The sequence below is a fragment of the Undibacterium pigrum genome (genome assembly GCF_003201815.1).
GTDB classification, from domain to species: Bacteria; Pseudomonadota; Gammaproteobacteria; order Burkholderiales; family Burkholderiaceae_D; genus Undibacterium; species Undibacterium pigrum.
Window position 1 is genome coordinate 120,431 of sequence record NZ_QJKB01000001.1, and the last position, 13,363, is coordinate 133,793.

The 13,363-nt window shown below is 50.3% G+C and carries 13 protein-coding genes; 12 read left to right on the forward strand and 1 reads right to left on the reverse strand.

The window, feature by feature from the left end; genetic code table 11:
- Positions 1–25 precede the first annotated feature (25 nt).
- The 5 genes from DFR42_RS00575 (at position 26) to DFR42_RS00595 (ending at position 4,631) form a co-directional block, all read left to right on the forward strand.
- The gene (locus DFR42_RS00575; RefSeq protein WP_110253021.1) at positions 26–895 is read left to right on the forward strand and encodes a PhzF family phenazine biosynthesis protein; all 870 of its coding nucleotides are present in this window, start codon (positions 26–28) and stop codon (positions 893–895) included.
- Positions 896–1,063: 168 nt separating this feature from the next.
- Complete coding sequence (gene ribBA / locus DFR42_RS00580) at positions 1,064–2,182, forward strand: bifunctional 3,4-dihydroxy-2-butanone-4-phosphate synthase/GTP cyclohydrolase II (RefSeq protein ID WP_110253022.1); 1,119 nt, start codon at positions 1,064–1,066, stop codon at positions 2,180–2,182.
- Positions 2,183–2,282: 100 nt separating this feature from the next.
- Positions 2,283–2,780 carry a 6,7-dimethyl-8-ribityllumazine synthase gene (gene ribH, locus DFR42_RS00585; RefSeq protein ID WP_110253023.1) on the forward strand — a complete coding sequence of 166 codons (498 nt, stop codon included), beginning with the start codon at positions 2,283–2,285 and terminating at the stop codon, positions 2,778–2,780.
- 117 nt (positions 2,781–2,897) lie between these two features.
- Positions 2,898–3,362: a transcription antitermination factor NusB gene (nusB, locus tag DFR42_RS00590; RefSeq protein ID WP_110253024.1), complete on the forward strand. Its 465-nt coding sequence runs from the start codon at positions 2,898–2,900 to the stop codon at positions 3,360–3,362.
- Positions 3,363–3,464: 102 nt separating this feature from the next.
- On the forward strand, positions 3,465–4,631 hold the full coding sequence (locus DFR42_RS00595; protein ID WP_110253025.1) for a pyridoxal phosphate-dependent aminotransferase: 1,167 nt from the start codon (positions 3,465–3,467) through the stop codon (positions 4,629–4,631).
- A gap of 80 nt (positions 4,632–4,711) precedes the next feature.
- Here the strand turns inward: DFR42_RS00595 and DFR42_RS00600 are convergent, their stop codons facing one another.
- Positions 4,712–5,614, reverse strand: coding sequence for a transglycosylase SLT domain-containing protein (locus tag DFR42_RS00600; RefSeq protein ID WP_110254166.1), 903 nt, complete (start codon positions 5,612–5,614; stop codon positions 4,712–4,714).
- 534 nt (positions 5,615–6,148) lie between these two features.
- Here DFR42_RS00600 and ubiD point away from each other — a divergent pair.
- From ubiD to DFR42_RS00635, 7 genes are all read left to right on the forward strand, one after another.
- Positions 6,149–7,633 carry a 4-hydroxy-3-polyprenylbenzoate decarboxylase gene (ubiD, locus tag DFR42_RS00605; RefSeq protein ID WP_110253026.1) on the forward strand — a complete coding sequence of 495 codons (1,485 nt, stop codon included), beginning with the start codon at positions 6,149–6,151 and terminating at the stop codon, positions 7,631–7,633.
- 70 nt (positions 7,634–7,703) lie between these two features.
- The gene (locus tag DFR42_RS00610) at positions 7,704–8,201 is read left to right on the forward strand and encodes an acyl-CoA thioesterase (RefSeq protein ID WP_110253027.1); all 498 of its coding nucleotides are present in this window, start codon (positions 7,704–7,706) and stop codon (positions 8,199–8,201) included.
- A gap of 148 nt (positions 8,202–8,349) precedes the next feature.
- Positions 8,350–9,309, forward strand: a complete 960-nt coding sequence (locus DFR42_RS00615) for a bile acid:sodium symporter family protein (protein ID WP_110253028.1) — start codon at positions 8,350–8,352, stop codon at positions 9,307–9,309.
- A gap of 10 nt (positions 9,310–9,319) precedes the next feature.
- Positions 9,320–10,123: a 2-oxo-tetronate isomerase gene (otnI, locus tag DFR42_RS00620; protein ID WP_110253029.1), complete on the forward strand. Its 804-nt coding sequence runs from the start codon at positions 9,320–9,322 to the stop codon at positions 10,121–10,123.
- A gap of 101 nt (positions 10,124–10,224) precedes the next feature.
- On the forward strand, positions 10,225–11,004 hold the full coding sequence (locus DFR42_RS00625) for a substrate-binding periplasmic protein (RefSeq protein WP_170133380.1): 780 nt from the start codon (positions 10,225–10,227) through the stop codon (positions 11,002–11,004).
- Complete coding sequence (locus tag DFR42_RS00630) at positions 11,005–12,909, forward strand: PAS domain-containing protein (protein WP_110253031.1); 1,905 nt, start codon at positions 11,005–11,007, stop codon at positions 12,907–12,909.
- Positions 12,906–13,346 (forward strand): response regulator, encoded by a 441-nt coding sequence (locus DFR42_RS00635; RefSeq protein WP_110253032.1) that lies wholly within the window; start codon positions 12,906–12,908, stop codon positions 13,344–13,346. The genes DFR42_RS00630 and DFR42_RS00635 overlap by 4 nt, the downstream gene beginning before the upstream one ends.
- Positions 13,347–13,363 lie beyond the last annotated feature (17 nt).

Consider the following 13,363-nt stretch of genomic DNA (forward strand, 5'->3'; position numbering starts at 1 on the left):
TTTGAAAAAGAATAGTGAAACAACGATGACTAACTACGCTTTTCGCCTTTTGAATGTGTTTGCAGAAGAAACTCTCGGCGGTAACCCCTTATGTGTATTTGAAAATGCCACAGGCATGTCGGATGCTCAAATGCAGGCCCTGGCTTTGCAATTCAATTTGTCTGAGACAGTGTTTATTGTGCAATCTGATTTTGCCACTGCAAAAATGCGCATTTTTACTCCTGATACAGAAATGCCCTTTGCCGGGCATCCCAGTTTGGGGACGGCCCAGGTAGTTGGCAGTGTCACCAATTCCTCAGAGGTAAATCTGGAATGCAAGGCAGGTCTGGTAGATCTACGTCTTGAGAATGGCATATGGACACTGACTACGCCGCACAAGGGTGAGCCTGTGGTCAAAGCCAGCGGTTTATCTGTCGCCGAAGCGGCTTCCCTGCTGGGGCTGGATGAAAGTGATATTCATTCTGTGCCGCTGTGGATCAACACTGGTAGTGAACAAATGCTGCTGCCCCTGAATTCGCGCGAGGCGGTTTTGCGCGCCACGCCAGACGCCAGCAAGTTGCCGGTCTGGCCTGCCAATAGCCTGGGGCGCAAGTCTGTTTATGTATTTGCCTTTGATGGGCAAGAAGCAGGTGGTGAACGTCTGGCTGTAACAGCACGTTATTTCTTTGCCAAGCAGGGCGGCAGCTTTGCAGAAGACCCGGGCACAGGTTCTGCCTGCGCCAACCTGGGAGGCTGGTGGCAGCATCAGGGGCGTGATTTGCCAGTCAGCATGCGCATAGCCCAGGGTGCGCAAGTCAGGCGGCCCTGCCAGCTTTATCTGGACGTGGCGACAGACAAGAGCATACGGGTAGGTGGCAAGGTGATAGAAATTGCACAAGGCCAGTTGCAAATCTAGGCAAATTCTTCTGAATCGGGCTTAAATCAGGCTGGACAGCATATAAATAGACATAAAGCACGGGAAGAGCAGGCGTAAATCCTTTAAAATAGCGACTTCATTCATTTGCACTGAAAAACCAGCGGCCTGACGAATTTATGTCTGTGGCCCGGTTCAGGATATTCCCCTATGAGCATGTCTACTACCCAGGAAATCGTTGCCGAATTGCGCGCTGGCCGCATGGTGATACTGGTTGATGAAGAAGATAGAGAAAACGAAGGCGACCTGATCATGGCCGCCGAGTTTGTCACACCAGAAGCCATCAATTTCATGGCCAAGTTTGGCCGTGGCCTGATTTGCCTGACTTTGACAGAAGAGCGGTGTGACCAGTTGAACCTGGCCATGATGACCAGCCGTAACGGCACCTCCTTTGGTACTAACTTCACGGTGTCGATAGAAGCGGCTGAAGGCGTGACCACCGGTATCTCTGCTGCTGACCGTGCCCGTACGGTACAGGTTGCTGTTGACAAGAAATCTACTGCGGCTGACATCGTCCAGCCTGGCCATATTTTCCCGCTGAAGGCGCAAAGAGGCGGCGTCCTCATGCGTGCTGGCCATACTGAAGCCGGTTGCGACCTGGCGGAGCTGGCTGGCCTGACACCGGCATCGGTGATTTGCGAAATCATGAAAGACGACGGCACCATGGCTCGTCTGCCTGATTTGTTCGAGTTCGCCAAAGAACACGATATGAAGATAGGGACGATTGCCGACCTGATTCATTATCGCAGCCAGACCGAGAGCATCGTTGACCGCGTGGCCGAGCGTGAAATGCATACCGTGCATGGCAGCTTCAAGGCGCTGGTGTATCGCGACAAACCGAGTGGCTCTGCTCATCTGGCGCTGGTACATGGCGATATCACGCGTGAAAAAGAAGCACTGGTGCGTGTGCATCAGCCAGTATCCATCATCGATTTGCTGGAAAGCCAGGCTACCACGCATTCATGGAATGTCGCGGCGGCCATGGCAGCCATCAAGAAGGCAGATTCTGGCGTTATCGTCCTGCTCAACTGTGAAGAAACTGCCGAGCAGATGTTTGACCAGTTCAAGGCACTTGATACACCAGAAACCAAGCCAGCAGGCCGTGCCGCACGCATGGACTTGCGCAATTACGGCATAGGTGCACAGATTTTGAAGGATGTAGGCGTGGGCAAGATGAAATTGCTGGCCAATCCACGTAAGATGCCGTCCATGACAGGATTTAATCTCGAAGTTGTTGGGTATCTCGATAAGCCGTGCGCAGACAAATAAGGATGAGCGTGCCGGGCCGCAGCAGTGTCGCCAGCGGTCTTTTTAGTGCATTTTCATCACTCACATCACATCAGGCGCGATAAGCGCAAGAAAGAATATTATGACAGTTGGACATTACGAAGCAAATCTGGATGGCGCAGGCGTACGTGTAGGTATCGTACAGGCGCGTTTTAACGACAATATCGGCAAGGGCTTGCTGGATGCCTGCCTGGCAGAATTGTCATTGCTGGGCGTACTCAATGAAGACATCCTGCATGTGACCGTGCCGGGTGCACTGGAAGTGCCACTGGCATTGCAAAAACTGGCAGAAACCAATCAATTCGATGCTTTGATCGCCCTGGGCGCAGTTATTCGTGGTGAAACCTATCACTTTGAGCTGGTATCGAATGAATCCGGCGCAGGTATCACCCGCGTTGGCCTGGATGCTGGCATTCCTATCGCCAATGCCATCCTGACCACAGAGAATGATGAGCAAGCCGAAGTGCGTATGCAGGAAAAAGGCCGTGATGCCGCCCGCGTTGCCGTAGAAATGGCCAACCTGACCCTGGCCCTGGAAGAACTGGCAGAAGCCACAGAAGACGTGCACTATGATGCCTGATTGTTTTGCTCAGGCTTGAGTTCACATTTAAGTTCAAGCCTGAACGACGATCACCCAGCTTTAAATTAGGTAAGATAAGTAAGTTAAGCAAGTTAAGCAAGATACGTAAGAGAAGATATGAATAATAAAACACTACACGCCAATCCCAGCAAGAACCGTTCGCCACGCCACCGTGCGCGCGAATTTGCCTTGCAGGGCATGTACCAATGGTTGCTGAATAATGAAGATTCTGGCGCTATTGAAGCCCATATCCGTGAAGCTCACGGTTTTGAGAAGGCTGACAGAGAACATTTTGATTCTCTGTTGCACGGTGCTATCAAACAATCCATAGAATTGCGTGAGCAAATTGCTCCTTTGATAGATCGCAGTATTGCGGAATTGTCACCTATCGAACACGCAGCGCTGCTGATCGGTGCCTATGAATTGAAGAATCACATAGAAATCCCTTACCGCGTCGTCATCAATGAAGCGGTGGAGCTGACCAAGTCCTTTGGTGGTCTCGATGGTCACAAGTATGTCAATGGTGTACTCGACAAACTGGCAGCAAAACTGCGCGCGACTGAGGTTGCAGCAGGTAAGTAATTTACTGACTAAGTTACAGACCATATTTGTAAAAGTATCTACCGCCTTATTTTGAAAGATAAATAAGGCGGTTTTTTTCAGCCTGTGTTTTTAGGAAGTGCCATGCATCAAAATCTCGCAGCAAGACTGGACAATATCGCCCCTTTCCATGTGATGGAACTCATGAAAATGGCAGCAGAGCTGGAAAAACAGGGCCGTCATCTGATACATATGGGTATAGGCGAGCCAGACTTTACAGCTCCGCAAGCGGTGATTGATGCTGCCGCGAAGGCCATGGCTGCCGGGCGTTTGCAATATACCTCGGCCCTGGGTTTGCCAGCATTGCGCGCAGCAATATCGCAGCATTACCGTGATGTGTTTGATCTTGATGTGCCCGCTTCCCGCATTATTGTGACTGCCGGTGCATCGGCTGCCCTATTGCTGGCTTGTGCAGCCCTGGTCGAACCGGGCAGGGAAGTGTTGATGCCTGACCCTTGCTATCCATGCAACCGCCATTTTGTCGCAGCGTTCGAGGGCAGGGCAAAACTTATCGCCAGCGGGCCTGATCACCGCTTTCAGCTGACTGAAGAAATCGTTCGCCAGCAATGGGATGAGCGTACTAGCGGCGTTTTGTTGGCCTCTCCATCAAACCCTACCGGCACATCCATAGAACATGAAGAATTGGGAAAGATCGTCGCTGCAGTAAAGGAGTTGGGTGGCTTTAGCATTGTCGATGAGATTTATCAGGGCCTGACTTATGATGGAGCACCATTTTCTGCATTGTCTCTGGATGAAGATGTGGTCGTCATCAATAGCTTCAGCAAGTATTTCAATATGACAGGCTGGCGTCTTGGCTGGCTGGTCGTGCCTGAGCGTATCGTGCCTGCACTGGAAAAGCTGGCGCAAAACTTGTTCATCTGCCCGTCTTCAATCGCCCAGTACGCGGCGCTGGCTTGCTTTGAACCGGCAACTATCGCCATTTATGAAGAGCGCAAGGCAGAGTTCAAGCGTCGCCGTGACTATATCGTGCCAGCATTGCGTGAGCTTGGCTTTGGTATTCCTGTCATGCCAGATGGAGCCTTCTATGTATATGCTGATTGTTCCAGCTTTACCGATGATGCAGACGCTTTTGCCAAACAGGTATTGAATGAAGCCGGTGTGGTGATCGTACCCGGCCTGGATTTTGGTCCGGCGACAGCGACATCGTATGTGCGTCTGTCGTATGCTAATTCAATGGAGAATCTGCAGGAAGCAGTTGCCAGGTTGAAGAAATTTCTGACTGACAGATGATGATGGGTGCGAGGAAGTAAAAAAGCCGCCTGATCAGAAATGATCAGGCGGCTTTTTCAAAAGAGCGGGAAAGAGCAGTATTACAGCGCTGCGACCTGGTCTTTTTTAGTTTCCACTGTCAGCTTGGCTTCTGTCGCTTCAGGCTTGTGCGCTGGAGCTGCTTCGATAGGACGGGCTTGCACAGGTGCTGGTGCAGGGGCGCTAAAGAAGGTTGGTACATTTTTACCTGCCGAGACATCTTTCAGGCGTTTGTATTCATTCAATACACGCGCACCATAGCCAGAATCATTGTCGGCATCGGCTGCACCTACATACATCTTCAGGCCAGCTTCAACAGAGCCGCCACGGGTGACGTAGTCTTTCAATATCAATGCGCCAACACGGATATTGGCAACCGGGTTCAGCGCAGCCTTGACGCCACCAAGGTCCTGGAATTTGTCGTGATGTACTTTGGACATGACTTGCATCAGGCCTTGAGCACCTACAGGGCTTTCAGCAAAAGGATTCAGACCGGATTCTATCGCCATGACAGACAAGATCAGCAAAGGGTCAATCTTGATTTCCTTGGCGGTCAGGTAAGCGGCAGATACCAGCATATTGGTGGCATCAGTCGCTACACGGTAGCGTTTTGCCAGCCAGGTGGTGACCCATTGTTGTTGACGTGTATTGCCCAGCATTTTTGCTTCTTCTTCAGAAGAGCTTATCTTTTGCAAATTGACGTCAGAATTAGCCTGGCCCGGGTTTTGCATCAAATGTGCAAGATTAGGCGCTGGTACGGCTGCTACAGCTTCTGCTGGCTCAGCGTCAGCTTCAACGTAGGGGGACAAACCTTTGAATTTGTCAGTGAGTTCAGGTTTGACATACATCATGACCAAAACGATCATGGCGATAATGCCAGCGAGTGTCAGCAGGTTGCGCAGGGTGGTGAATAAGCCACTGGTTGTATCACGCGCTACCATGGAGAGCGCTTTGCGCTTGTCCATTGAAGAAAAACTACTTTGTTGTACAGCTAAAATAAAACGTTGAAACATTCTTACCTCCTGAATTTTCGCGATGCGTCATCCAACTTATTAAAAAGTTAAACACAGTGCATACTTCCGCGAATCAGAAACATCGTCCCCGTCACAAGCGTGATCGTGAGACGCCGGAGCCGTTTGTCAAATCAGGTCCGTCGAACCTGTTCATGGTGTGTCCAGTGACAAACAACTTTTTTCGGGTTAAGGCAGACGCCTTTTGAAAACAATCCTTACAATGTTATGTGGGGCCCGATCCCCGTGAATGATGTTACCGTGTGGCGAAACTCTCTTTGTGTCGAAAGTGGCGGAAGTCATTAACCTCTTCATCAAGTTGGGCGAATTGTAGGGGCGGTTTTATATCAAGTCAACACTATCAAATGAGAAGTTGATTACTTTTATGTATAATGAATTGTGCTGCAATGCAGCAAAGTTCAATAAAATCAAGCACTTGGCAGAAGTTGCTAGTGCGACTAATGCAGAGATACTAAAAAGCGAAAAATGATGAAATATTCTGATTTGAGAGATTTTATTTCTCAACTGCAAGAAAAAGGCGAACTAAAACAGGTGGACTTGCCTGTTTCACCACATTTGGAAATGACAGAGATTTGCGACCGCACTTTACGTGCCGAAGGTCCTGCTCTTTTATTCACCAAACCTGTTGGTCATACCATACCAGTGCTGGGGAATTTATTTGGCACGACACGCCGTGTCGCACTCGGTATGGGGGCAGAAAACCTGAGCGAATTACGCCAGATAGGCCATGTTCTGTCGGCGCTAAAAGAGCCGGAACCACCCAAGGGTTTTAAAGAAATCATGGGCATGGGGTCATTGATAAAAGCCGTCTGGGACATGTCGCCAAAAGAGCTGCGCGGCGCCAAATGTCAGGAGATAGTCTGGGAAGGCAATGACGTTGATCTCGCCCGTTTACCCATACAGCATTGCTGGCCTGGTGACGTTGCACCCTTGATTACCTGGGGCCTGGTAATTACCAAAGGTCCTAATAAAAAACGTCAGAATCTGGGTATATATAGACAGCAGGTGTTGGGGCGCAATAAAGTCATCATGCGCTGGCTGGCTCATCGCGGCGGTGCGCTGGATTTTCGTGAGCATGGCATCGTCAATAAAGGCAAGCCTTATCCTATCGCTGTTGCGCTGGGCGCAGACCCGGCAACCATATTAGGTGCCGTGACACCCGTGCCAGACAGTTTGTCTGAATACCAGTTCGCCGGGCTCTTGCGCGGCAGCCGCACTGAACTGGTCAAGGCCATAGGCAGCGAGTTGCGTGTGCCCGCGTCAGCAGAAATTGTGCTGGAAGGGCATATCTATCCTGACGAAAATCACCCCAGCGGCTATGAGCATGCGCTTGAAGGACCGTATGGTGACCACACCGGTTACTACAATGAGAAAGACTGGTTCCCGGTCTTTACGATAGACCGCATCACCATGCGCCGTGATCCTATTTATCACTCTACGTATACAGGTAAACCGCCAGATGAACCTGCTGTACTTGGGGTGGCGCTGAACGAAGTCTTTATCCCTCTGCTGCAAAAGCAGTTCAGTGAAATCACGGACTTCTATTTACCACCAGAAGGCTGCAGTTATCGCATGGCCGTGGTGCAAATGAAAAAAGCTTATGCTGGTCATGCCAAGCGCGTCATGTTTGGCGTTTGGAGCTTTTTGCGTCAGTTCATGTATACCAAGTTCATCATCGTCGTGGATGAAGATGTCAATATCCGTGACTGGAAAGAAGTCATCTGGGCGATCACCACCCGTGTTGATCCCTTACGTGATACCACTCTGGTCGATAACACGCCTATTGATTACCTGGACTTTGCTTCCCCCGTTAGCGGCCTGGGCAGCAAGATGGGTATAGACGCTACCAATAAATGGCCGGGCGAGACCAGTCGTGAGTGGGGCACAACCATAGAAATGACGCCGGAAGTCAAAGCCAAGGTAGACCAGATCTGGCAAGAACTGGGCTTGTGATTGGTTTGCGAGTGATTTGTAAGGCCGGTGTTTTAGTGATTAAATTTTTGCGTGTATATATATGACTGTAATGAATGGATTAAATGCTTCAGAGGCTTTAGAGACTTCAGGTACTTCCCTGGTTTGGGATTATCCGCAACCGTTCACGCGGGCAGTGAAACCGCAAGAAAGTGATATCGATGGTTTGAATCACACCAACAATGCAGTGTATGTACGCTGGTGTGAAGAAGTCGCATGGGGGCATTCTGAAGCACTGGGTTTGAATCTGGCAGATTATCATCGGCTGGACCGCGCTATGGCAATCAGGCGTGGTGAATACGATTATGTCTTGCCCACCTTGCTCGGTGAGTCACTGACGCTGGCGACATGGTTGTTTGCCAGTGATGGCAAACTCACCATGGACAGGCGTTTTCAGTTGATACGTGATAGCGATGGTGCCACCGTGCTCAGGGGGCGCTGGGATCTGGTCTGCATCGAGCTCAGCAGCGGTCGCGCCCGCCGCATGCCTGCGGAGTTTTGCGATATCTATTTGCCAGCAGTGGTTCCTGCTTTAGCTCCGGCATCATAGGCTGCTTGCAGCATCTTGCCTTTGCATTTACTGTAATGGCGATGTGTTGGCATCAGGCTACGTTTTTTCTTTATGACGATAGCGCTGCTCAGGTGGTGTGGATTAATCAAGTACAATCAATTAATCACACCTCCTTGCTTTCCTCTATATGAAACGCCCGCGTTTTTTACCTGATAACATGACTTTGCTATTGCTAGGCGTAGTCACTCTGGCCAGCCTGTTTCCTGCGCGCGGAGCAGTTGCTTCAGGCTTTGATCATTTATCCATTGCCATGATTGCCTTGCTATTTTTTATGCATGGTGCGAGGTTGTCGCGTCAGGCAGTAGTAGCGGGGCTGACTCACTGGCGGCTACATCTACTGGTCATGGCCTTTACTTTTGCCATCTTCCCTTTGATGGGTGTGGCCCTGAAGCCCTTGCTCTTGTATATGCTGACGCCAGAATTGTATGTGGGCATACTGTTCCTGTGCGTGCTGCCATCTACCGTGCAATCCTCCATCGCCTTTACTTCTGTCGCTCGTGGCAATGTACCTGCTGCGGTGTGCAGTGCATCGGCCAGCAATATGCTGGGGATATTCCTGACGCCCTTGCTGGTTAGTCTGGTCGTGGTGGCGCATGGCGAGAGCCATTCTTCAATCGATGCCATGTTGAAGATTGTGTATCAGCTATTACTGCCCTTTGTCGCAGGACAGATAGCCCGTCCCTGGCTGCAGGCATGGCTGGAGAAATATGAAGCAGTGCTGAGGATGGTCGATCAGAGTTCCATCCTGCTGGTTGTATATGTGGCTTTCAGCGAGGCCGTGGTACAGGGTTTGTGGCAACAATTGCCACCAGTGATGCTGGCTAGCTTGCTGGGCATCAGTGCCTTGATGCTGGCGATTATCATGGTCCTGACTACCGTCATCAGCCGTCGCCTCGGTTTTAATAAGGAAGATGAAATTACTATAGTCTTTTGCGGCTCCAAGAAAAGCCTTGCCAGCGGTGTGCCTATGGCGAAAGTTTTATTTGCCAGCCATGCTGTAGGTATGGTCTTATTGCCGTTAATGTTATTTCATCAGTTACAGTTAATGGTCTGCGCCATCATGGCGCAACGTTACGCCAAAAGATAAGGAGTCAGATATGCCCCGTTTTGCTGCCAATCTCAGCATGATGTATACCGAATTTGCATTTCCTGAGCGCTTTGCCGCTGCAGCGAAAGATGGTTTCAAGGCGGTTGAATATCTGTTCCCTTATGAATATCCGGCCGCAGACTTGCGTCGTTTGCTGGATGAACACGGGTTGGAACAAGTCCTGTTCAATACTGCTCCGGGTAACTGGGCTTTGGGCGAGCGGGGAATTGCTTCCTTGCCTGGCCGTGAAGAAGAATTCAAGCAAGCCTTCAGCACTTCCCTTGATTATGCACGTATGCTGGGTAACCGTCATTTGCATGTCATGGCTGGATTGATACAGCCTGAGCAAGACAGGGAAAAACACAGGGCCGTGTATTTGCGCAATCTTGCCTATGCTGCCTTGCTGGCCGCCAGGGAAGGCATTACTATAGTTATAGAACCCATCAATACCCGTGACATACCCGGCTATTTTTTGAATCGCCAGGACGAGGCGCAAGAGATTTGCCTGGAGATAGGTGTAGAGAACTTGCGTGTGCAATTTGATATCTATCATTGTCAGATTGTTGAAGGTGATGTTGCTACGAAGTTGCGCCGTGATATGTCGCGCTTGCATGCAGGTATTGGTCATATACAGATAGCCGGAGTGCCAGACAGGCATGAGCCTGATCTGGGTGAAGTCAATTATCCATATTTGTTTGACTTGATTGACGAGCTTGGCTATCAGGGATGGATAGGTTGTGAATATCGTCCCCGGGCTGGCACCAGTGCAGGCCTCGGATGGCTGGCACCCTGGTTACGCCAGGCGAAAGCGTAAGGCAGGTGAGCGGCTAAAATCGGGGGCTAAATTTTAATAGCTCCTTGTGTTTGCATCAATTTGTAGTGCCTGTTACTCCTTGAATAACAATGGGGACGATCATGAGCATGCGAATCAAAACCTGGCTGCTGGCCTCATTGTTGTCGATACTGTCATCGCTGCCGTCGTTCCTATTGCTGCCATTTTTGACAGGCAGCGCTCAGGCACAAACTTCCATTGTATTGAATACCCCTTTTTTTGCGCCCATCACATCCCCCGGGCGTGATGGCGTGCTTGATTTGTTCTACGCGGAGTTATTCAAGCGCGTGGGTTTGAAGGTGGATATCCAGCCCATGTCAGCTGAACGCAGCCTGCTGAACGTGAATAATGGCATCGATGATGGTGATGTCTCGCGTGTGCTGGGTATAGACCAAGCATATCCGAATCTGGTGCGTGTGCCTGAACCGGTGATGTTTTATCAAATGGTGGTGTTTACCCGCAAACCCAGCTTCGTCGTCAAAGGTGCTGCCAGCCTTGAGGCATTTGATGTAGGCATACTCACGGGCTGGAAAATCCTTGAGCGTAATATCGTCAATACCAGATCCCTGTTAAAACTGGAGACTGGTGCTCAATTATTCTCCATGCTTGATAAAGGCAGGATAGATATTGCCGTGATTGAGAAACTGGAAGGTCTGCATTTCATTCAAAGCCTGGGGCTGAAAAATATCAGGATCATGGAACCCGCCTTTGTCGAGGGCGACTGGTTTTTATACTTGCACAAAAAACATGAGGCACTGGTGCCCCGGCTGACAGAAGAAATCCGCAAGATGAAACAGGATGGCACGCACAAGCGTATTTTTGATACTGTATTAAAGCGCTATCAGCCTGTTGCCGGTGCCTGAATGCGCACACTGATGCTTAATCTGGGTGGAGCTGGCGCCACGAATAGTCTGGGGCGCAGGATAGCGATCGCCATACTTTTGTTCAGCTCGGTGGTGACTCTGGTTGCTACTCTGTTCCAGCTGATACTCGACTACAGGCGGGAAGTCGGGGATATAGAAACACAGATGGAGCAGATACAGTCCAGTTATCAGGAAAGCCTGTCATCAAGTTTATGGGTCACCAGCATACGTGATCTGGAACTGCAATTGAATGGCATCTTGCGCTTGCCGGATATGCAGTATGCCGAAGTCCGCAATGACCAGGGGGTATTGGTTGCCAAGGCGGGCCACACCATCAATACGCAAGTCATACGCCATGAATTTCCACTTGATTTCAAGCACAGGCAAAACCAGGTGCATATAGGTAGTGTGCTGCTGGTCGCCAGTCTGGATGGTGTGTATCACCGTTTGCGTAACAAGGTGGTGGTGATCCTGATTACCCAGACCATCAAAACCTTTCTGGTGTCGCTGTTTATCCTCATGTTGTTTCAGTACATGGTGGGCCGGCATTTAAAGAAAATTGCCTTGTTTTCAGATCGCCTGTTTGCTGGACGTACGACTGAAAAACTGGTGCTGGACCGCAAAAATAATGCCAAGGTAGCGGGAGATGAACTTGAACAAGTCGCCAATGCCCTCAATGCCATGCAGCAGCGCCTGGATGAATTTGTTGAAGAATTGCAGGAGAGTGAGTTCCGCTGGAAGTTTGCGCTGGAAGGAGCGGGGGATGGTGTCTGGGACTTGAATCTCGTCACTAATGAAGTGGTGTATTCACGACGCTGGATGGAGATGCTGGGTTACACGGAAGGTGAACTGCCTGGCACTCTGGATACCTACACCATGCTCGCGCACCCTGATGACGCTGCCTGCGCTTTTGCCCAACTCGAGGATAATTTATCAGGCAAAACTGATTTTTTCAGCATAGAGCAAAGAATGCTATGCAAGGATGGTGGCTGGAAATGGGTGATGTCGCGCGGCATGGTCGTTGATAGAAATGTCCAGGGTATGGCCTTGCGCATGATAGGTACGCATACCGATATCAGCGAGCAATTAAAAGCGGCGGAGGATATGAGGGCCTTGCTGGCAGAGAATGAGCAGGCCAGGGCAGAACTGCGTCTGGCCAATGACAGCATGGAAAAACAAGTGCAGGAACGTACCGCGCAACTGGAAACAGCTAACAAGGAACTGGAAGCATTTTCTTACTCGGTGTCGCATGACTTGCGCAGCCCCCTGCGTGGTATTGATGGCTGGAGCCTGGCTTTACAGGAAGACTATGGACCACAACTGGATGCAACGGGGCAGGGATATCTGGAAAGGGTGAGGTCAGAAAGCCAGCGCATGGGCCAGTTGATAGATGACATGCTGCAGTTTTCCAGGTTGGGCCGTTCTGCATTGAATATGCGTGAAACAGACCTGAGCGATCTGGCCCATACCATCGCCAGCCGTATACAAGAAGCCCATCCGCAGCGTCATTTGGAATTTGTCATCAGTCCTGGTCTGCACGCATGGGGTGACAGGCGTTTGCTGGAAGCCGTACTGACCAATCTGTTTGAAAATGCGGCCAAATTTTCGAATATGAAAGAGGTCGCGCAAATTGTATTTGGCCGTTTGCAAATCAAAGAACCTGAATCACAAAATGAAGTCATGGCATTTTATGTGCAAGACAATGGGGCTGGTTTTGACATGCGCTATGCCCATAAGCTTTTTGGCGTGTTTCAACGATTGCATAAATCCAGCGAGTTCAGCGGTACGGGCATAGGCCTGGCCACCGTACAGCGTATCGTCTTCCGCCACGGAGGCATGATCTGGGCTGATTCCACGCCAGGCGAGGGGGCAACGTTCTATTTCACCTTGAAGGAGCATCAATGAATACAGGAACAATCTTGCTGATAGAAGATAATCCAAGTGACATAGGCTTGACCGAGCGCGCCTTCAAGAAAAGCCACATCACCAATGATCTGGTGATTGCCCAGGATGGGCAGGAGGGCCTTGATTTTCTATTTTGTCAGGGGGCTTATGCCAGCCGCGAAGATACTACGCCACCCATGCTGGTATTGCTGGATTTGAAATTGCCCAAAGTCGATGGCCTGGAAGTATTGAGACAGATACGCAATGACCCGCGCACTCACAGAGTACCAGTGGTAATACTGACTTCCTCACGAGAGGAGCAGGACGTGGCAGCAGGCTATGATCTGGGTGTCAACAGCTACATACGCAAGCCGGTAGATTTTCAACAGTTTGCCGAAGTGATCAAGCAATTGGGTCTATATTGGCTGGTGATTAACGAAAGTCCTCACCGGCCATAGCTGGCAGATGAAAATGG

What these genes read in the sequence shown, in the direction of transcription:
- nusB (WP_110253024.1), top strand. Translation starts at nt 2,898, where the DNA reads ATGAATAATAAAACACTACACGCCAATCCCAGCAAGAACCGTTCGCCA.
- DFR42_RS00630 (WP_110253031.1), top strand. Translation starts at nt 11,005, where the DNA reads ATGCGCACACTGATGCTTAATCTGGGTGGAGCTGGCGCCACGAATAGT.
- ribH (WP_110253023.1), top strand. Translation starts at nt 2,283, where the DNA reads ATGACAGTTGGACATTACGAAGCAAATCTGGATGGCGCAGGCGTACGT.
- otnI (WP_110253029.1), top strand. Translation starts at nt 9,320, where the DNA reads ATGCCCCGTTTTGCTGCCAATCTCAGCATGATGTATACCGAATTTGCA.
- DFR42_RS00575 (WP_110253021.1), top strand. Translation starts at nt 26, where the DNA reads ATGACTAACTACGCTTTTCGCCTTTTGAATGTGTTTGCAGAAGAAACT.
- DFR42_RS00615 (WP_110253028.1), top strand. Translation starts at nt 8,350, where the DNA reads ATGAAACGCCCGCGTTTTTTACCTGATAACATGACTTTGCTATTGCTA.
- DFR42_RS00595 (WP_110253025.1), top strand. Translation starts at nt 3,465, where the DNA reads ATGCATCAAAATCTCGCAGCAAGACTGGACAATATCGCCCCTTTCCAT.
- DFR42_RS00635 (WP_110253032.1), top strand. Translation starts at nt 12,906, where the DNA reads ATGAATACAGGAACAATCTTGCTGATAGAAGATAATCCAAGTGACATA.
- ubiD (WP_110253026.1), top strand. Translation starts at nt 6,149, where the DNA reads ATGAAATATTCTGATTTGAGAGATTTTATTTCTCAACTGCAAGAAAAA.
- DFR42_RS00625 (WP_170133380.1), top strand. Translation starts at nt 10,225, where the DNA reads ATGAGCATGCGAATCAAAACCTGGCTGCTGGCCTCATTGTTGTCGATA.
- DFR42_RS00600 (WP_110254166.1), bottom strand. Translation starts at nt 5,614, where the DNA reads ATGGACAAGCGCAAAGCGCTCTCCATGGTAGCGCGTGATACAACCAGT.
- DFR42_RS00610 (WP_110253027.1), top strand. Translation starts at nt 7,704, where the DNA reads ATGAATGGATTAAATGCTTCAGAGGCTTTAGAGACTTCAGGTACTTCC.
- ribBA (WP_110253022.1), top strand. Translation starts at nt 1,064, where the DNA reads ATGAGCATGTCTACTACCCAGGAAATCGTTGCCGAATTGCGCGCTGGC.